This window comes from Lentzea sp. NPDC036955 (assembly GCF_055608005.1).
Genome location: NZ_JBVJRC010000018.1, coordinates 74,534 through 90,714 on the forward strand (window position 1 = coordinate 74,534; position 16,181 = coordinate 90,714).

At 71.9% G+C, this 16,181-nt stretch carries 20 protein-coding genes; 6 read left to right on the forward strand and 14 right to left on the reverse strand.

Translation table 11 applies throughout. The features are described 5' to 3' along the window. Nucleotides 1-165: 165 nt before the first annotated feature. Genes mnhG through mbhE form a run of 7 tightly spaced genes read right to left on the reverse strand, consistent with a single transcriptional unit; the run spans nt 166 to nt 5,815 of the window. Nucleotides 166-474 (reverse strand): monovalent cation/H(+) antiporter subunit G, encoded by a 309-nt coding sequence (gene mnhG / locus ACZ7CF_RS40610; protein ID WP_360393461.1) that lies wholly within the window; start codon nt 472-474, stop codon nt 166-168. After that, the gene (locus tag ACZ7CF_RS40615) at nt 471-740 is read right to left on the reverse strand and encodes an MrpF/PhaF family protein (protein ID WP_360393459.1); all 270 of its coding nucleotides are present in this window, start codon (nt 738-740) and stop codon (nt 471-473) included. The genes mnhG and ACZ7CF_RS40615 overlap by 4 nt, the downstream gene beginning before the upstream one ends. A gap of 6 nt (nt 741-746) precedes the next feature. Continuing rightward, on the reverse strand, nt 747-1,235 hold the full coding sequence (locus tag ACZ7CF_RS40620) for a Na+/H+ antiporter subunit E (RefSeq protein WP_470372351.1): 489 nt from the start codon (nt 1,233-1,235) through the stop codon (nt 747-749). Between the two features lie 14 nt (nt 1,236-1,249). After that, the gene (locus tag ACZ7CF_RS40625; protein ID WP_470372352.1) at nt 1,250-2,626 is read right to left on the reverse strand and encodes a complex I subunit 5 family protein; all 1,377 of its coding nucleotides are present in this window, start codon (nt 2,624-2,626) and stop codon (nt 1,250-1,252) included. 5 nt (nt 2,627-2,631) lie between these two features. Continuing rightward, nucleotides 2,632-3,069, reverse strand: coding sequence for a sodium:proton antiporter (locus ACZ7CF_RS40630; protein ID WP_470372353.1), 438 nt, complete (start codon nt 3,067-3,069; stop codon nt 2,632-2,634). Continuing rightward, nucleotides 3,066-3,530 (reverse strand): MnhB domain-containing protein, encoded by a 465-nt coding sequence (locus ACZ7CF_RS40635; RefSeq protein WP_360393448.1) that lies wholly within the window; start codon nt 3,528-3,530, stop codon nt 3,066-3,068. The genes ACZ7CF_RS40630 and ACZ7CF_RS40635 overlap by 4 nt, the downstream gene beginning before the upstream one ends. Continuing rightward, nucleotides 3,527-5,815: a hydrogen gas-evolving membrane-bound hydrogenase subunit E gene (gene mbhE, locus ACZ7CF_RS40640; protein ID WP_458431586.1), complete on the reverse strand. Its 2,289-nt coding sequence runs from the start codon at nt 5,813-5,815 to the stop codon at nt 3,527-3,529. Before mbhE ends, ACZ7CF_RS40635 begins: the two co-directional genes overlap by 4 nt. Before the next feature lie 113 nt (nt 5,816-5,928). Between mbhE and ACZ7CF_RS40645 the strand changes: the two genes are divergently transcribed. Then, a complete protein-coding gene (locus tag ACZ7CF_RS40645; RefSeq protein ID WP_360393443.1) occupies nt 5,929-6,423 on the forward strand; it encodes a cation:proton antiporter regulatory subunit in 495 nt (164 codons plus the stop codon). 10 nt (nt 6,424-6,433) lie between these two features. On the opposite strand, the gene ACZ7CF_RS40650 is transcribed toward ACZ7CF_RS40645, so the two are convergent. The 3 genes from ACZ7CF_RS40650 to ACZ7CF_RS40660 all read right to left on the reverse strand — a co-directional run bounded on the left by ACZ7CF_RS40650 (nt 6,434) and on the right by ACZ7CF_RS40660 (nt 9,255). Next, nucleotides 6,434-7,399, reverse strand: coding sequence for a universal stress protein (locus ACZ7CF_RS40650; protein WP_470372354.1), 966 nt, complete (start codon nt 7,397-7,399; stop codon nt 6,434-6,436). 51 nt (nt 7,400-7,450) lie between these two features. Next, nucleotides 7,451-7,921: a TraR/DksA family transcriptional regulator gene (locus tag ACZ7CF_RS40655; protein ID WP_470372355.1), complete on the reverse strand. Its 471-nt coding sequence runs from the start codon at nt 7,919-7,921 to the stop codon at nt 7,451-7,453. Between the two features lie 125 nt (nt 7,922-8,046). Then, nucleotides 8,047-9,255 (reverse strand): PucR family transcriptional regulator, encoded by a 1,209-nt coding sequence (locus tag ACZ7CF_RS40660; protein WP_470372356.1) that lies wholly within the window; start codon nt 9,253-9,255, stop codon nt 8,047-8,049. Nucleotides 9,256-9,575: 320 nt separating this feature from the next. Here ACZ7CF_RS40660 and ACZ7CF_RS40665 point away from each other — a divergent pair, with 320 nt between their 5' ends. Further along, complete coding sequence (locus ACZ7CF_RS40665) at nt 9,576-10,043, forward strand: hypothetical protein (RefSeq protein WP_470372357.1); 468 nt, start codon at nt 9,576-9,578, stop codon at nt 10,041-10,043. Here ACZ7CF_RS40665 and ACZ7CF_RS40670 read toward each other — a convergent pair. Further along, the gene (locus ACZ7CF_RS40670) at nt 9,993-10,865 is read right to left on the reverse strand and encodes a LysR family transcriptional regulator (RefSeq protein WP_470372358.1); all 873 of its coding nucleotides are present in this window, start codon (nt 10,863-10,865) and stop codon (nt 9,993-9,995) included. The two genes, ACZ7CF_RS40665 and ACZ7CF_RS40670, sit on opposite strands and share 51 nt — an antisense overlap. Before the next feature lie 138 nt (nt 10,866-11,003). Here ACZ7CF_RS40670 and ACZ7CF_RS40675 point away from each other — a divergent pair, with 138 nt between their 5' ends. Continuing rightward, nucleotides 11,004-11,636, forward strand: a complete 633-nt coding sequence (locus ACZ7CF_RS40675) for an NAD-dependent epimerase/dehydratase family protein (protein ID WP_470372359.1) — start codon at nt 11,004-11,006, stop codon at nt 11,634-11,636. Further along, the gene (locus ACZ7CF_RS40680; RefSeq protein ID WP_470372360.1) at nt 11,633-11,860 is read left to right on the forward strand and encodes a hypothetical protein; all 228 of its coding nucleotides are present in this window, start codon (nt 11,633-11,635) and stop codon (nt 11,858-11,860) included. Before ACZ7CF_RS40675 ends, ACZ7CF_RS40680 begins: the two co-directional genes overlap by 4 nt. Before the next feature lie 12 nt (nt 11,861-11,872). On the opposite strand, the gene ACZ7CF_RS40685 is transcribed toward ACZ7CF_RS40680, so the two are convergent. Continuing rightward, nucleotides 11,873-12,475: a class F sortase gene (locus tag ACZ7CF_RS40685; protein WP_470372361.1), complete on the reverse strand. Its 603-nt coding sequence runs from the start codon at nt 12,473-12,475 to the stop codon at nt 11,873-11,875. After that, entirely contained in the window at nt 12,472-13,584 is a 1,113-nt protein-coding gene (locus ACZ7CF_RS40690; RefSeq protein WP_470372362.1) for a vWA domain-containing protein, read from the reverse strand. Before ACZ7CF_RS40690 ends, ACZ7CF_RS40685 begins: the two co-directional genes overlap by 4 nt. A 212-nt stretch (nt 13,585-13,796) precedes the next feature. Between ACZ7CF_RS40690 and ACZ7CF_RS40695 the strand changes: the two genes are divergently transcribed. Then, nucleotides 13,797-14,351 (forward strand): hypothetical protein, encoded by a 555-nt coding sequence (locus tag ACZ7CF_RS40695; protein WP_360393418.1) that lies wholly within the window; start codon nt 13,797-13,799, stop codon nt 14,349-14,351. 109 nt (nt 14,352-14,460) lie between these two features. Continuing rightward, nucleotides 14,461-14,985 (forward strand): hypothetical protein, encoded by a 525-nt coding sequence (locus tag ACZ7CF_RS40700; protein ID WP_360393415.1) that lies wholly within the window; start codon nt 14,461-14,463, stop codon nt 14,983-14,985. A gap of 108 nt (nt 14,986-15,093) precedes the next feature. On the opposite strand, the gene ACZ7CF_RS40705 is transcribed toward ACZ7CF_RS40700, so the two are convergent. Next, entirely contained in the window at nt 15,094-16,083 is a 990-nt protein-coding gene (locus tag ACZ7CF_RS40705) for a bacteriocin fulvocin C-related protein (protein ID WP_470372363.1), read from the reverse strand. Nucleotides 16,084-16,181 lie beyond the last annotated feature (98 nt).

Consider the following 16,181-nt stretch of genomic DNA (forward strand, 5'->3'; position numbering starts at 1 on the left):
CAGATGGCGGTTCCCGCGGAGCAGGCCGCAGCGCTCAGCCGGTCCACGGGCGACCACGCGTGTCGATCACGGTGACGTCCCGCGGAACGCCGAAGGCGACGAGCAAGGCCTTCGACCTCGAGACCTGCAAACAGCGTCAGGCTCTGACCTACCTCTACGCAGGCCCTAGTCCCCCTGGTCGCCCCGCCGCTGACCGCGGCGGTGGGCCGCGCGGGCGATCGCGTGGCTGGACACGGGCGAGGTCAGCGCGATGAACACGATCGCGAGCACGGCGAAGGTGATCGTCGCGGCGTCCTCGGTCGCGACCGAGGACGCGAGGATCGCGATCACACCGGGACCGGTGGCCAACCCCTGGGCGTGCAGCTGGCCGTAGGTGCCGGGCAGCCGCAGGACGCCGACGAGGCTGATCGTGAGCAGCACCAGACCGAGCAGCAACAGCACACCGCCGACCACGTCGAGCACGACCGAGATCATCCGAACGGCCCTCCCCTGTCGAGGTACCGAGCCGTGGCCACGGTGGCGACGAAGGACATCAGGGCGAGCGCCACCGCGGCGTCGAGGTAGTACGGCTGGTCCCTCACGAAGCTCAGCAGGGCCAGCAACGCGATGACGACCACCGCGAGGAGGTCGAGTGCGACGATCCGCTGGAGCACGTCACGGGCGCGGGCCAGCACCAGGCCGCCGGCGACCAGCAGCAGTGTCACCCAGATGAGGGCGGGGACGATGACGAAGGCAGGCATGGGCGGTCAGGGGAACACGCGGCGCTGGCGCCGCTCGTAGGAGTCGGTCTGCGCGGCGATCACGGCATCGGGATCACGCGCGTCGAGCACGTGCAACAACATCGTCCCCTTCCGCTCGTCGATCTCGACGACGACGGTGTCCGGCACGAACCCGACCCTGATCCCCCAGGCCGCCGCCGCGGACGGCCCGCTGGGCGGTATCGGCACCTCGACGAGGCCACCGTGCGGCAGACCTCGCCCGACGAGGCACCGCACGGTGTCCCACGTGCCCTTCGCCAGGTCCACGACCGTCCCTCCGATCAGCGCCGGCACACCGGCCAGCCTGCGCGGCAACGACGAGCTCGGCGCCGGCTGCGACGAGCTCACCCTGGCGGCTGCCACCACCACCAGGGTCGAGAGCACCAGGCCGGTGGCGACGTCCCCCGGATGCAGGCTCGTCAGCACCAGCAGGTAGATCGTGGTGAGCACGACGACACGGACCAGCAGTGCGAGCATCCCTACCTCCCTCGTCATCCCGGGGCACCGGCCAGCAGGGCGTCGACCGCCTGACCGCTGAGCGCGAGCAGCGGTTCCGGCCACAGGCCGGTGGCCAGCACGAGCAGGGCCAGCACGGCGGTGATCAGCCGCTGTGGCAACGGGCTGCGCGCACCGGCCAGCGGCGGACCTTCGCGCCAGAAGCGGCGTTGGTAGACCTGGAACAGGTACACCAGCGAGAGCACGCTGCCGGCCACGAGGAGCACGACGAGCGCGACGCTGCCGGCCACGACCCCGGTGCGGAACAGTTCGAGCTTGCCGACGAACCCCGCTGTGGGCGGCACCCCCGCCACGCTGAGGGCCCCGATCGCGAACGCGGCAGCGACCAGCGGCCCGCGCGTCCCGGAGGCCAGGAACAGCAACGCCTTGTTCAGCGAGTTGACCACGCTGTAGAGCACCGCGGCGGTCAGCCCGACCGGTCCGCCCACCCCCAGGGCGACGAGCACGTACCCCACCTGTCCGATCGCGGAGTAGGCCAGCATCTCGGCGGTGTCGCCGCGACCGATGGCCAGCACCCCGCCGTAGACGATCGACACGGCACCCAGGACGGCGAGCGCCACTCCCGTCAGCCGCAGCTGTTCCGGGAAGATCCCGGCGCCGAAGCGCAGGAGGCCGTAGGCGCCGATGTTCGCCACCGCACCGCTGAGGATGGCCGCGACGGCCGGCCGGGAGCCGGCGTAGACGGTCGGCAGCCAGAAGTGGAACGGGAACAGGCCCAGCTTCACGCTGAACGCGATGAAGAACCCGGCCGCGATGAGGATCGCGGCGTTGGGGTTCACAGTCAGCATGCGCTGGGCGACCTGGTCCATCGCGAGGGTTCCGGTCACCCGGTACGCACCGGCCACGGACAGCAGGAAGATGAACGAGCCCAGGAGGTTCACCGCGGTGAACACCAGCGCGGCCCGCAGCTGGCGCCGTTTGCCCCCGTAGGCGCTGAGCGCGTACGACGCGGTCATGGCCAGTTCGAAGAAGACGTAGAAGGTGAACACGTCGGCCGTGACGAACAGACCGGTCAGCCCGGCGGCGAGCAGCACGACCAGACCGGGGAAGGTCCGTGACCGCACCCGGCCGATCGCCTCGTGCGCCGCGCCGGCCAGCAGCACGAGCACCGAGAGCCACGCGAACGCGACGCCCAGTGCGTCCGCGCGCAGCACGATGCCGACGCCGGGCGCCCAGCCACCGGTGACGACCTCGCTGCCGCCCCCGGTGAACACCTCGACGGCGAGGACGCCCAGCACGGCGAGCGTCACCAGGAGCGACACGACGGCAAGCCAGGTCACCACGCGCCGGCGCCCGTCGAACGCGACGAGCAGGACACCCGACACCCACGGCACGAGGAGCGCGACCGACATCAGCATCAGCGGACCAGCCCGTCCTCGGTGTGCGGCTCCCACTCCTCGTCGGGTCCGTTCTCGACCTCCTCGCGTTCGGCCCGCCGTTCCGCTTCCAGCCCGGCGTCGTGCTCGGACTCGGTCGCGGCCAGTTCGTCCTGCTCGGTGGTCCGGAAGACCACGATGGCCCGGTGCACCAGGGCGAACAGCATCGCCACCGTTGCCAGGCCGATGACCAGGGCGGTCAGCGCGAGCGCCTGGGGCAGCGGATCGCTCACCAGGTCACCGGGCCGCACCGCGATCGCCGCCTGACCTCGGCTCAGGCTCGACGCGAGCAGCGTGACGACGGCGCACTGCGAGATCAGCATGATGCCCGCCACCATGCGGATGAGGTCCCGTTTGAGCAGCAGGTAGGCGCCGGAACCGAACAGGACGGCGGCGGTGAGGGCGAAGGCGAGGATCACCGCGTGCGCTCCCCTCTCGGCCGGGCCAGGTGGTGCACCAGGATCGTCAGCACACCGACGACCAGCAGGAACACCCCGATGTCGAACAGCAGCGGGGTGAACAGCTCCAGTGCGCCGATCTTGACGACGTGTTCTCCTGGGCCGGGGCGGTGCGACACCGGCGGCCGGCCGAGCGCGAGGGGGAAGAACCCGCTGGCGAGAGCGAGGAGCAGACCACCCACGGCGAGCTTCGGCGCGTGGCGCAGCAACGGCAGCGCGGACTCCGCCGCCTCGGCCCCGAGGGCCACGTAGACCAGCGAGATCGCGAGCGCCACGATCACCCCGGCGGCGAAGCCGTCACCCACCTCGGCGTAGCCCTTGACGATCAGCGCGGCCGCGACCACGACGCTGGGGCCGGGCAGCCGCCGGGCGACCACCCGGACCACGGAGTCCGGGGTGTCGTCGTCGTCACCGGGGCTCACCACAGCCGCCCGCGCCGGATCAGGGTGGCCACGCCGACCACCGCCGCGAGCAGGACCGTGATCTCCACCAGGGTGTCCAAGCCGCGGAAGTCGGCCACGATCACCGTGACGACGTCGCCGCCGTGCGCGTCCGGTGTGAGCCGGATGTGCTCCGCGGACACGCTGTCCGGCGCCGGCTGGGACAGGAAGCCCCACACCGACACGAAGACGGCGAGCCCTGCGACGGCACCCGCGAGTGCGTCGCGCCGGCGTCGCCTGCGCAGCGGGACGGCCGGGTCCCGCACCGGGTGGGCGTCGGGCATCCTGGCCAGTGCCGCGACGAAGACCAGGGTCAGCATGGTCTCGACCACGACGGCGACCAGCGCGACGTCCGGGGCGCCGAGCAACGCGTACTGCGCCGCCAGTGCGAAGCCGACCACGGACAGGGCCAGCGCCACGGCGATCCGGGAACGGGACCTGGCGATGACCGCGGTCGTGACGACGACCAGCCCGAGCAGCGGCAAGATCACCCAGTCGACCCCCGCGACCGGGCCGACGACGTACGCGCCCGCGGTGGGGGTGGCCGCGAACGCCAGTCCGATCAGCACACCGGCCGGAACGAGCACCGCGGCGATGCTGGTGCGCAGGTCCCGCACCTCGCGGTCGTGCAGCACGGACGACAGCCGGTCCAGCCCGTGCAGCGCCGCCTCGTAGGCCCGTCTCGGTCCCCACCGCTCCCCCGCCGCGGCCACGGCCAGCGACACCCGGCCCGTGACCCGGGGCAGGGCCAGCAGCAGCCCGCCCAACCCCCACGCGGCGAGCGCCATCAGGTTCTCCGGGCGCGCGTCGAGGTGGTAGGCCGGGGACAGGGCGACCTGTTCTCCGGCAGAGACCCCTGCCGCGTCCTCCGCCAGCCGCGCGAACGGTTCCACCACCACGCCACCGATCACCGCGATCACGGCCAAGATCGCGACGGGGGTGACGAGCAGTCCGGAGGAGGTGACCACCTCGCCGCGCCGAGGCCCGAGGAACAGCGCCGTCCAGAACCGGCCGATGTAGGCGAACGTCAGCACCGCGGCGAGAACGGCCAGTGCGGCGGTCATCGGTCCGTGCTCCAACGCCGCGGTGAAGAACAGCTCGTCCTTGAAGAACCCGACTGTCAGCGGCAGCGCGGCCAGCGTTGCCGACGCGGCTCCGGCCGCGACGGCGAGCACGGGCATGCGGCGGCCGAGCCCGCCCAGCCTGGACAGCCGGTCCTCGCCGGTGGCCGTCGTGACCGCGCCCGCGGTCATGAACAGAGCGCTCTTGGCCACGCCGTGCGCCAGCACGTAGAACGCCGCGGCGCCGTTGCCCGCGGCTCCCCCGATGCCGTACATCATGACCACGTAGCCGTACTGCGAGATCGTGGAGTACGCGAGCACCTGCTTGAGCCGGTCACGCCGCAGTGCCAGCACCCCTCCCACGACCACCGACGTCGCCCCGACGACCAGCAGGCCGGTCAGCACGGCCTCGGTGCGGGCCAGCAGCGGGTGCACCCGGCCGATCACCAGCACACCGGCCGCGACCATCGCCGCCGAGTGCAGGTAGGCCGACACCGGGGTGGGCGCCGCCATCGCCCTGGGCAGCCAGAAGTGCAGCGGGACCTGGGCGCTCTTGGCCAGCGCTGCCACCGCCAGCAACGCGCCCGCGACGGCGGTGGTCGTCGAGGAGTCGTTGTGCGCCAGCAACTCCGGGATGGAGAACGTGCCGTGCCGCGCGTAGAGCAGCACCGCGGCCACGAGCATCGCCACGGCCGCGATCACGGTGACGAGCAACGCCATCAACGCCGAGGTCCGCGCTTCGCGATCAGCCCGGTCGAACCCGATGAGGAAGTACGAGCACACCGCCGTCAGGTCGAAGAACACGAACACCAGCACGAGGTCCTGAGCGGTCGCCAGGCCCACCATGGACACGGCGAACAGCAGCATCCACGGCCAGAACCGCCACCGCTCCACCACCGATCGGCGTTGGTGCTCCAGGTGCAGGGTCAGGTAGCGCGTGCCGTAAGCGAAGACGAGGGCGCCGACACCGGTGGCCAGCAACCCGTACAGGGCGCTGAGACCGTCGAAGGTGAAGCTCAGCCGCAGATTCAGGCTCGGGGCCCAGGGGGCGGAGAACCCGCCGCCTCCGGCCAGCCAGCCGAGCAGGCACAGCACGAACCCCGCGGCCGCGGCGGCGCAGGCCGTCCACCCCTGCCAGTCGGCAGCCGGCTCGGCACGGGTCTCGCCGTCGTCAGGTGGTGCCGCGCCTCCGCTTCGCACGGTCACGGCAACTCCTTCCGCAGGCGGCGGACGCTCCCGACCGTACTGGGTCCCAGACGGGTGCGCATCCGCTGTGAGCGCGTGTTGCCCGGTACCAGAGCCTGTGCCAATGTCGAGTCATGGACGTCCCGGTGCGCAGGCGTGACTTGCCAGGGCTGGGCAAGCTGTTCGAGATCGGCTGCACGAGCGGTGGCCGAGTCGCTGTCGTCGTGCAGAACAACGGCACGCGTCACCTCTACACGTTCGAAGAGGACGCGGAGGCGGCCAGCAGTGCCGTGCAGCTCGACGAGCTCCAGGCGCGGACGCTCGGTGCCGTGCTCGCCGGTGTCTACTTCGAACCGGCCGGTGGCAACCACGACGCACCCGCCGTGTTCGGCGCGGTGGCGATCGACTGGCTGACCGTGGAGCCGGAGGCCCGGTCCCTGTCGGTCAGCGAGCTGGGGCTGGACGGCCACGCCTCGGCGACGCTGGTCGCCATCGTGCGGGGCGAGCAGACCGTCATGAAACCGGAGGGTCACGAGCTGACGCGCTCCGGCGACCAGCTCCTCATCGTCGGGCACCGCGCCGACATCGCGGAGGTCCGCGCCAGGCTGCTCGGCGCCGCACAGGGCTGAGTCCGCGGCCCTACCAGTTCGCCGGTGGGTCGCTGGCCGGGAACGAGTCGCGGCCCCACACCTCGACGAGGTCGACCACCGGCGGGTCGGCGCCGATCACCGCGACCGGGCAGCGAGCGCCGTCGACGACCTGCTGGCTGACCGAACCGAGCAGCATCCCGCGCCACGCGCCGCGACCACGGGTACCGATGACGACCAGCCGCGCCGCCGCAGAAGCGGTCACCAGCACGCGCTCGGCGGGACCGTCTTCGACGGCGGTGACGACGTCGAGGTGCGGATGTGCCCGGCCGACCGCTTCGCGCCCCTCCTCCGCGATGTTCCGCGCGGCGAGGAGCCGCCGGTCGGAACCGTCGCCCGCGGACACGTCCCCGCCCGTGGCGGTGACGATCAGCAGCCCGCTCGACGTCGCGGCGGCGTGGTCCGCGGCGAAGCGCAGTGCCGCGGCGGCTTCCGGCGAACCGTCGAACCCGGCCACCACCTCGGGTGTGGCACCGGCGGGCCGGGGGCGGCCGTCGGACCTGACCACGACGACGGGGCAGCGGGCGCGGGCCGCGACCGAGAAGGCCACCGACCCGAGGAGCACCGACAGGGCCCGGCCGAACCCGCGGCTGCCGACGACCAGCAGCCCGGCGCTCGCGGCGGCGTCGGCCAACGCGTCGGCCGGCGCGGTCGCCAGGGTCACGCCCGACACGTGCAGGCGGGGCTGGAGGGCCCGCGCCTCGGCCACACCCGCGGCGGTCACCTCCTCGTCGGCTTCCAGCCCGCGGGGTGACGGGTCGAGAAGACCGGGAGCAGGCCCGAGCGTCATCCCCGGGTAGTTCGCGGCGTTCATCACCACCAGCGGCACCCGCCGCCGGGCGGCTTCCTCGGCCGTCCACGCCAGCGCCACGCGGGCGTGCCGTTTGCCGTTGTAGCCGACCACGACCGGCCGCTGCCGGAGGTGACCGAGGTGCTGTCCCAAGTGGTCGGAGCTCATCGCTCACTCCCTTCTGGTGCAACAGGAGCCGGTTCGGCGGAGGTCATCCGGTCACCTGGTTCCGCTGGACGTCAGGCAGACCGATGAGTTCGGCCGGGTGGTGCCACGAGCCCAGGAGGAACGTGCTCGGTGCCGCCTGACCGGCCGACCACGACGGGACTGCTCGCCCGTGTCGTCGTGCCGGCAGGCCGGGCAGAGCCGCAGCTGCGGAATCGCCTCCAGCAGACGGAACGGGATGTCCGCGTGGCAGGTCTGGCAGCGGCCGTAGGAACCGATGTCGATGCGCAGGAGGGCGATCTCGACGTCGGTGAGCGCGATCCTGGCAGCGGCGGTGATCTGTTCGGTCACCTCGCGCAGGGCGTGGTCGCCGGGCAGGGGGGCCGGTGCGTCGAGCTCCGCGAGCTGCTCGCGCCGGAACGCCCTTTCCCGCTCCAGCCGGTCCTTCAACGCGGGCAGGTGGCCGGTGAGCCGGTTGTGTTGCGCGGTCTGCACGATCGACACGCTGTGCATGGCACGACGCACGTCAACCTCCTTCGTCGAGGACTTCGGCCGGTTGACATCAACTCTGCCCCGCGCACCCCGGGTTCGGCAGCGCGTCCGGCCGGTCAACTCGTCCGTGATCAGGTTGCCGACCGTCGGCAACCTGATCAGGCCCCGTCGATGGTGTCGTCGCCCGGCCAGCCGAGCAGCCTCGCGCCCAGCACGCTGGTGTGCAGGGTGAACCGGTGGCCGGGGTCGGTGGGGTCGTAGCCGGTCAGCGCCTTGATCCGGCCGAGCCGGTAGGTGACCGCGCGCACGGACAGGTGCAGCTGCCGAGCGGTCTCGGTCGCCACGTCCCCGGTGGCGAAGTAGGTCTCCAGGGTGGCCAGCAAGGGCTCCGCACCGCCACGGGCCTTCCGGAGCGGACCCAGGACGGCGTTCACCAGGTCGACGATCGCCGGCTGGTCACGCACCAGCACGCGGTAGACGAGCAGCTGCTCGGCCCGGATCACCGGGGTGTCCAGGTGCAGCCGCGCCGCCATCGTCAGCGCTTCGCGCGCCTCCTCGTAGGAACGCGCGATGCCGTAGGACCCCGGGTACGCCCGGCCCACGGCCACCCGCCACGGCCTGCCCCGCGGCAACCGGTCGAGCTCGGCGAGCATCAGCGAGCCCAGGTCCAGCGCTTCGGACTCCCCCGGTGCGAGCACGACCACCAGTCCGTCCTTCGCCGCGACGAGGACGTCGCGGTCGCCGAGGAGGTCCAGCACGAGGCGTTCCAGCGAGCTCGTCGCCGCGTCGGCGTCCGGCAGCCGCCGCCGCGGTGCGGCCAGCGCGACCTGGTGCGGCCGGGTCAGGTCCAGGCCGAAGGGTTCCGCGCGCTCCACGACGCCACCGACGTCGGCATCACCGCGCAGCAGGTCGTCGACCAGCTCCCGCCGCAACGCCTCCTCGCGCCTGACCATCCGGCGCCGCGCGGAGTTGTACCCGTCCGCGAGGATCGCCACCGCGTCGGCGACCGCGTGCATCACCGCCTCGGCGGCGGCACGCACGACCTCGCTGTCGGTGGAACGGGCCACCACCGGGAGTTCCCGCCACAGCCGCCAGGACGCCGACAGGTACAGCTGCACCGCGGTACCGGCCGACACCCCCAGCTCCGCGGCACGGCGCCCGAGCGCCTCGACCGCCTCCAGCTCCGAACGCCGCGGCCGGCGCCCGTTCGCGGCGGCGTCGGCGAGCAACGGCAGGAAGTCACCCAGCAGCTCGACCGGCACGTCACCCGCCGCGGCACTCACGTCCCTGGCGACCGCGGCCAGCCAGGCGTCACCGAGCTCGTCCGGGTCCGCCTTCCGGCTCGTGCGCCGGCCCTTGGGGGTCATCGAGGCACCTCGCCACACTCCCGGCGGATGCTGATCGCTTGCCGCGTCATCGGAACCCCCGACCCGTCTCGAACCCGGCCCCGCCCGTCACGCGGCCCGCGCGACGAGGTCCTGACCTCGCGCCGTGCCGACCGGCTCGACAACGCTGTTGTGGCGCAGCTGAAGCCGATCGGCGAGCTCGCGCACATCGGGACCCCCGATGTTCGCCGGCCTCCGGCGCGACCATATGGGCGTTGCCGGGCGTCGGCAAACTGATCTCGCCCCACTCGACCGACGGGCGCTCCTGCCTTTCCCCGTCCTTGCACGCATGGTGGAAGCAGATGAGCACGCACATCTCGACCACACCTCCGGAGGAAGAGCTCACCGCAATGGACACGAACACGAAGACGTCGTCGCCCGGCCGCAGGGCACCGCTCGATCACGGCAACCCCTGGAACTCGGAACGGATCATCGCGCTCAGCCTGACGCCCGGAGCACCGATCAAGCACCTGGCCGTGTTCCTGGCGTCGGGCCTCGCGTTCCTCGTCGTCGGCCTGCTCTCGGGCACGGTGTACTGGGTCCTCGGTGTCGTCATGTTCGCCATCGGGATCATCGCGCACCACATGTCACCTGTGCCGGCAGGACGCTCGCGCAAGGGTGCAGCTCCGGTACCCAGAAGGCCATCAGCGGGCAGGGCAACGGTGTCCCGACCGGCTTCCCCGCGCCGCACGGCGTCTCAGCCGTCGTGCTCGCCGGGATCAGGGCACCAGGCTCGCCGCGGCGTCGGCGAAGGTGTCGACGAGGGGTGACCGGCGGGTCGCGAGCCAGGCCAGGCACACCTGGTTCGGCGCGATGTCCTCGACCGGGATGCCGATGACGTCCTGGCGGGTGTAGAACATCGCCGTCGACCGGGGGATGAGGCAGATCCCCGCTCCGGCGGCGACCAGTTCCAGCTTCTCCTCGACGCTGTCCACGCGCGGCACCTCCGGGCGGTCCCGCTTGCGCAGTTCCAGGGCGATGTCCCGCCACTCCGGGACGGCGGCGGGGTCCTGCAGCAGGTGCTCGTCGGCGAGCTCGGTGACCGACACGGACTCCTTCCCTGCCAGCCGGTGACCGGCGGGCACCATCACGACGCGGGGTTCGGTGAACAGCGGCCGCACGGTGAGCCCGCGCTGGTCGACCGGCAACCGGACGATGCTGACGTCCACGCGGCCGTCGTGGACGACCTCCACCTGGTCGTGCCAGCTCGTGCGCAGCAGCCGGACGCTGACCTCCGGCCGGTGGCGCGCCAGCGCCCGCACCGCCGGGGTGACCACGATGCCCGGCATGAAACCGATGGTGAGCACCGGCTTCGCCCCGGCCGCTGCCGTGACGCGGCGGTGCGCGGCTTCGGCCGCTGCCAGCAGGTCGCGGGCGTCGGCGAGGAGCTGTTCGCCCGCCGCGGTGAGGACCGTGCTCCGGCGGTCGCGGACGAACAGCGCCGTCCTCAGCTCGTCCTCGAGGGCGCGGATCTGGCGCGACAGCGCGGGCTGGGCGATGTGCAGCCGCGCGGCGGCCCGCCCGAAGTGCAGCTCTTCTGCCACGGCGACGAAATACCGCAACCTGCGCAGGTCGAAGTCCACGTCGCTCACCACCTCCGGTCCGATCGCCCCATCATCGCAGGCCGGTGATGCCGACGCGGCATCACAGCGCGCGGAACAGGTCTTGGACGCATGCCGGGTGCCGGGGCCACCGTGGAGGAGCAGCAGAACGCGGAGGAAGGAACAGTCATGAGGGTCTTCGTCACCGGTGGGTCGGGTTACATCGGCCGCGCGACGATCGGCGAGCTGGTGCGCGCCGGGCACGTCGTCGAGGCGCTCGCCCGCAGCGACCGCGCCGAGGCGACCGTGGCCGCGGCTGGTGCGAGCGCGGTCCGAGGTGCCCTGACCGACCTCGGCGTGCTCACCCGCGCCGCGGCGCGGGCGGAAGCCGTGGTCCACCTCGCCCAGGCCACCAGCGGAGAGGAGGACCTGGCGGCCGCCACCGCGATGCAGGACGGCGTCGGCGGCGGCACCTACGTGCACACCGGCGGCAGCTGGGTCCACGGCGACACCCACGGCGTGCAGGACGAGAGCGCGCCGTGGAACTCCCCGTCGATCGTGGCCTGGCGCAAGGCCGTCGAAGACGCGGTGCTGGCCAGGGCCGCTGACGGCGGACGGCCGGTCGTCGTGCGCCCCGGCCTGCTCCACGGCGGCGACAACCGCCTGATCGACATCTTCTTCGTCCAGCCGGGCAAGGAGAACGGCGCGATCCCGTACATCGGCGACGGCGGCAACCACTGGGCCTCATCCACGTCGAGGACCTCGCCCGGCTCTACGTGGCGGCGCTGTCGGCTCCGGCGGGCTCGGCGTACCTCGGCGTGAGCGGAACCAACCCGACCGCCAAGGAGGTCGCCGAGGCCTGCGCCCGCGGCGCCGGACTCGAGGGGAAGACCGCCTCCCTCGGCATCGAGCAGGCCCGCGAGCAGATGGGCCCGATCGCCGACGCGTTCGCGCTCGACCAGGAGCTCACCCCGGCCAAGGCGCGGCGCGAGCTGGGGTGGACGCCGGTGCACACCGACCCGCTGACCGAGCTCGCCGCCGGATGAACCGGGCGGCGGTCACACGAGGTCGGCGTAGGCGATGACGTTGTCCCCGTAGTCACCGGTGGCCGAGTCGAAGGCGCCACCGCAGGTGATCAGGCGCAGCTGCGGGGTGGTGGTCTCGCCGTAGACGGAGTCGGTGGGAAAGCGGTCCTTGGGGACGCGGTCGACCCGGCTGATCGTGAAGGTCGCGGTGCTGGTGTCGTGGCGGACGACCTCGACGCGATCACCGGACTTCAGCTTGGCGAGGTCGTGGAAGATGCCGGGCTGACCGTGACCGTCGACGTGGCCGAGCAGAACGGCGGGGCCGGTGTCGCCGGGTGCGGGGCCGTGCTTGTACCACCCGGCTTGGAGGGGTTGGTCCAGCGGTGGGACCTCGGCGGTGCCGTCGGGGTTGAGCCCCAGCGGGATCAGGGTGGAGCGGGCGCCGAGGGCGGGGATGCGCACCTCGACCGGTGCCGCGGCGGACGTCGTCGGTGGTTGCGCCGCAGCCGGTTGCGCGGCTGGTTGCGCGGCCGGACCGTCGTCGCCGGAGGGCAGGAGCAGACCGGCGGTGAGCAGGCCGGCGATCAGGAGTGCGGCCGCGGTGGCGGCGATGAGCGCGCGCTTGCGGGCGGTCACGGTGCCGCCGTGCCGTCGCCCGTGTCCACGCCCCCGCGCGGGATGACGCTGACCTGCCGGTTGCCGGGCAGTGCCGCCGTCGGCGGCGGGCTGCCGGGACTGGTCGGGGTGGCGCTGGTGGTCGGGACCGCCGTGGTGGTGCCGGGCGCGGGTTCGCGGATGATCACGTTGGTGCAGTCGGTGACCTTCCCCCGTCCCGCGTGGTCGGTGCCGTGGGCGGTGACGCACAACGGGTGGTTGCCCACGTCCAGCGGCGGGGTCTCGACGGTGTAGCGGACCTGGCGCGGACCGGGTTGGGGCAGCGCCGGGGTGATGTCGGTGATCGGCAGCTCCGGCCCGCCGTCCACGGTCAGCGTCAGACGCTGCAGCTCGGAGGGGAACAACGTCCCCAGCACGGCCGGCAGGTCCCCCACCTCGGAAGCTTTGACGCACGTGCCACCAGTGGCGTCCGCCATCCGTTTGAGGCTGCGCGGGCCGTTGCCGCACTCGGCATCCGGACCGAACGCCACGGTGTGGATGTCCACCCGCTCCGGCACCTGGGACAGCGCGCCCTCGAAGTTCTCCAGGGCGTGGTTGTCGCGGCCGTCGGACAGGAAGATCATGAGAGATCGGGGCTCCGTCGTCGCGTTCGCGGCCTCGGTGCCCGCCCTCAGACCGGCGGTGAAGTTGGTGCTGCCGTCCTGCCACTGCAGGGCCGCCAGCGCGTTCTGGAACTGCGGACCGGCGGCCTGCCCGGTCCAGAAGACCCGGCCGGTGGTGGAGAACGCGGCGAGGCCGACGGTGCCGACGCCCAGGTACGGCTGCTGCGCCACCTCCCGGTGGAACTGCGCGACGGCCTGCTTCTCCGCGTCCCACCCGGCCTGGCTGAGGCTGCCGGAGCTGTCCAGCACGTAGACCAGTGACGTCCTCGGCGTCGCGGTCCTGGTGCCGATCGACGCCGTGCCGACCACCGTGGTGGTGCCCTTGGGGATCACCGTGTCGGGCAGCGGCGTCTCGATGTCCACCGCGATGCCGATCCCACCGGGCAGCGTGCCGTCCACCGCACTCGCCGGCACACCGCCGGCCACCACCAGCACAGCGGCGGCCACCCCGGCTCCAAGCCTTCTCATCCGTCATGTCCTCACGTCGCGGAATTCGCCCTCCTTCAACGAGCCCGCGACGTATGCGGATATCCGCCGAACGGGTGTATTTCACGCAACACGCAAAAGGGCACCACCGCTCACGCCTGCAGCGAGGAGAGCCAGCGGTTTTTCGCTCATTTGGCGCCCTATTGCGGGATTACAGTGTGATCGGGCCAGGTCCCGGACGTGAGGAGGACTCGATGGAAACAGCAGGTCTGTTGTCAATGGTGCGGCGGTCCCTGACGGGCGCCGTGGTCGCGGTCGTGATGGCAGCCGGACTCGTCGCCACAGCGTCCACGGCCCAGGCAGCGACCGAGCTGCTGTCCTGCACGGGCAGCGGCGCCAACACGTACCAGCCGGGGGTCACCGCGCAACCCGGGGTCGTCGCCATCAACTCCAGCGCCGACTACGGTTCCTGCGTCTCCACCGGGTCCCCCACCATCACCTCCGGCGGGTACGCGATCGTGGCCAACGGCCTGGTGTCCTGCTTCGGCGGCGGTGTTTCCATCACCGTGACCATCACCTGGAACACCGGCGAGACCACCACCGTGGCCGCAGTCGGGCTCGTGGTGCTGCGTCCCGCGAACGAGGTCGTCGTGGTCTACCAGGGCACGGTGACCGCGGGCAGGTTCACCGGGGCCACCGTCGTGATGACCGCGGCGCTGCTCAACACCACACCGGCCCAGTGCTTCACCCCCGAAGGCGTCACCGGCACCAGCGGCCCCGCGAACATCACCATCACCCAGCTCGCCTGACCCGCCTGCGGACAGCGTTCCAGCACAAGCCGTTCAGCCGATTGAGAGCGGATGAGCGAATCGCAAAACTGGATTCGCTCATCACCATTTTCGGAGAACGGGAATCCTCATGCGTCTGCGTTCATCGATCGTCGCCGTGGTCGGCGGGCTGCTCGGCGCCGCAGGGCTGTTCCACGTACCCGCTTCGGCGTCCGCGGTGGACGTCAACTGCGCACTGGGCACCCAGGTCGGCACCTACTCCCCCGGCATGACGCTGCTGCCCAGGCACATCGACTTCACCGCCACCGGCACGCTGGGCGGCTGCGTGTCCCCCAGCCATCCCGAGATCACCGGAGCGACCTTCACCTCACTGGTCAGCGGCACGTTCAGCTGCCTGGCCGGCTCCACCACCCACACCTCGGCCTACCACTGGAACACCGGGCAGAGCAGCACCGTCCGAGGTGGCTTCGAGGTCAACCTCAAGCCCGGCGGCACCACGGTGCTCGTCCTGACCGGCACCGTGGTCGACGGACTGTTCGCAGGCGCGACCGTCGTCCAGACCAAGGTCCTGCCCGCCACCGACCTCACCGCCTGCCTCACCCCTGAGGGCTTGACCAGCGTCAGCGGCACGGTCACCTTCACCGCAGTCCTCTGAGCTGCCGAACGCCTGGTACCTCCTCTGCCACACGCATGGCCCGTACTCCGGCGAAGTGGCGCTCGCCGGAGCACGGGCCAGGTGGTGCAACGGATCACGCCCGGCGCATCACCGCGTGCAGAGCCCGTTGCAGACGTACAGCCAGAACGCGCAGCAGTCCGTGATGAATGCGCAGTTGTGCAGCTGGTACTCGCAGTGGTCACTACCGGGGCACTCGTCGTGGCACTGGTCCGAGCAGGAGCAGGTGACGTCCAGGTCGTCGTCCTCCTCCACCGGGGAGGAGACCGGGTCTTGCACGGGACCGAGCGTGATGAGCATGGCGTTCGCCTCGTCGCGGCCGAACTGCCGGATGGCCTTCTGCCGCAGTTCCCGCAGGGTTCGGTCGAACTTCGAGCCCGGTTCGGGAACGGAGGTGAAGGTGCACTCGTCGCGCACGATGGCCGTCGCCCGGTCCAGCACTGCGGTTCCGGCCGGGGTCAGTCCTGCGGCGTTCGCACGGTACTGGCTGAGGTGGTCCAGCCAGAGCTGCCGCTTCGTCTCGGGCGGGAGGTGCGGGTAGATCTGCCTGCGGTAGGTCATCGGGTAGGTGGAGAAGTCCGCGTACTGGCGCGGCAGCCGGTGCATGTTCGCCTCGACCCACGCCCGCGACTTGGACCGGCCGCTGCGGGCGAACGCGGGTACCTGCCCGGTGACGGCCAGGCCGGCCACCACGGCGGCACCGACGCCGAGTTGCAGGAACTGCTTGCGCCCCATCACGTCGCCGGTGCCTTCGGCCGGAGGTGCCGCGGAGACGCGGAGCTGTCCGAAGGCCCGGACCACCCGGACCGTCGAACGCAACCCCAGCCGTCGCACCAACGGCACGGCCATCGCCCGGCCCACCCATGCGCGGACCTCGTCCCCTTCGACCCGGAGGAGCGTCGGTGCCCACGGTGCCTCCGCACCCAGGGCCTGTTCCCGCCAGCGCAGAACGTCCGGGTTGCCCAGGGGGCGGACTTCGAGCTTTCCCTCGCAGGCCCGCTCGACCAACCGGGAGATCTGCCGGCACTGCCCGCAGGACCCGTCGAAGGCCAAGATCAAACGTGTTCGTGGTTCGTTCATCGTGCTAACCCCATCGTCGGCATGTCGCCTCGGCGCAGGGAACGTTCAGCGCCCCCTTTCACAGGCAGGGGTGGGCACAACCGCTGATTCCCCGGAGC

What these genes read in the sequence shown, in the direction of transcription:
- ACZ7CF_RS40615 (WP_360393459.1), bottom strand. Translation starts at nt 740, where the DNA reads ATGCCTGCCTTCGTCATCGTCCCCGCCCTCATCTGGGTGACACTGCTG.
- ACZ7CF_RS40645 (WP_360393443.1), top strand. Translation starts at nt 5,929, where the DNA reads ATGGACGTCCCGGTGCGCAGGCGTGACTTGCCAGGGCTGGGCAAGCTG.
- ACZ7CF_RS40660 (WP_470372356.1), bottom strand. Translation starts at nt 9,255, where the DNA reads ATGACCCCCAAGGGCCGGCGCACGAGCCGGAAGGCGGACCCGGACGAG.
- ACZ7CF_RS40625 (WP_470372352.1), bottom strand. Translation starts at nt 2,626, where the DNA reads ATGTCGGTCGCGCTCCTCGTGCCGTGGGTGTCGGGTGTCCTGCTCGTC.
- ACZ7CF_RS40695 (WP_360393418.1), top strand. Translation starts at nt 13,797, where the DNA reads ATGGAAACAGCAGGTCTGTTGTCAATGGTGCGGCGGTCCCTGACGGGC.
- ACZ7CF_RS40620 (WP_470372351.1), bottom strand. Translation starts at nt 1,235, where the DNA reads ATGCTCGCACTGCTGGTCCGTGTCGTCGTGCTCACCACGATCTACCTG.
- ACZ7CF_RS40650 (WP_470372354.1), bottom strand. Translation starts at nt 7,399, where the DNA reads ATGAGCTCCGACCACTTGGGACAGCACCTCGGTCACCTCCGGCAGCGG.
- ACZ7CF_RS40665 (WP_470372357.1), top strand. Translation starts at nt 9,576, where the DNA reads ATGAGCACGCACATCTCGACCACACCTCCGGAGGAAGAGCTCACCGCA.
- ACZ7CF_RS40705 (WP_470372363.1), bottom strand. Translation starts at nt 16,083, where the DNA reads ATGAACGAACCACGAACACGTTTGATCTTGGCCTTCGACGGGTCCTGC.
- mnhG (WP_360393461.1), bottom strand. Translation starts at nt 474, where the DNA reads ATGATCTCGGTCGTGCTCGACGTGGTCGGCGGTGTGCTGTTGCTGCTC.
- ACZ7CF_RS40700 (WP_360393415.1), top strand. Translation starts at nt 14,461, where the DNA reads ATGCGTCTGCGTTCATCGATCGTCGCCGTGGTCGGCGGGCTGCTCGGC.
- ACZ7CF_RS40690 (WP_470372362.1), bottom strand. Translation starts at nt 13,584, where the DNA reads ATGAGAAGGCTTGGAGCCGGGGTGGCCGCCGCTGTGCTGGTGGTGGCC.
- ACZ7CF_RS40675 (WP_470372359.1), top strand. Translation starts at nt 11,004, where the DNA reads ATGAGGGTCTTCGTCACCGGTGGGTCGGGTTACATCGGCCGCGCGACG.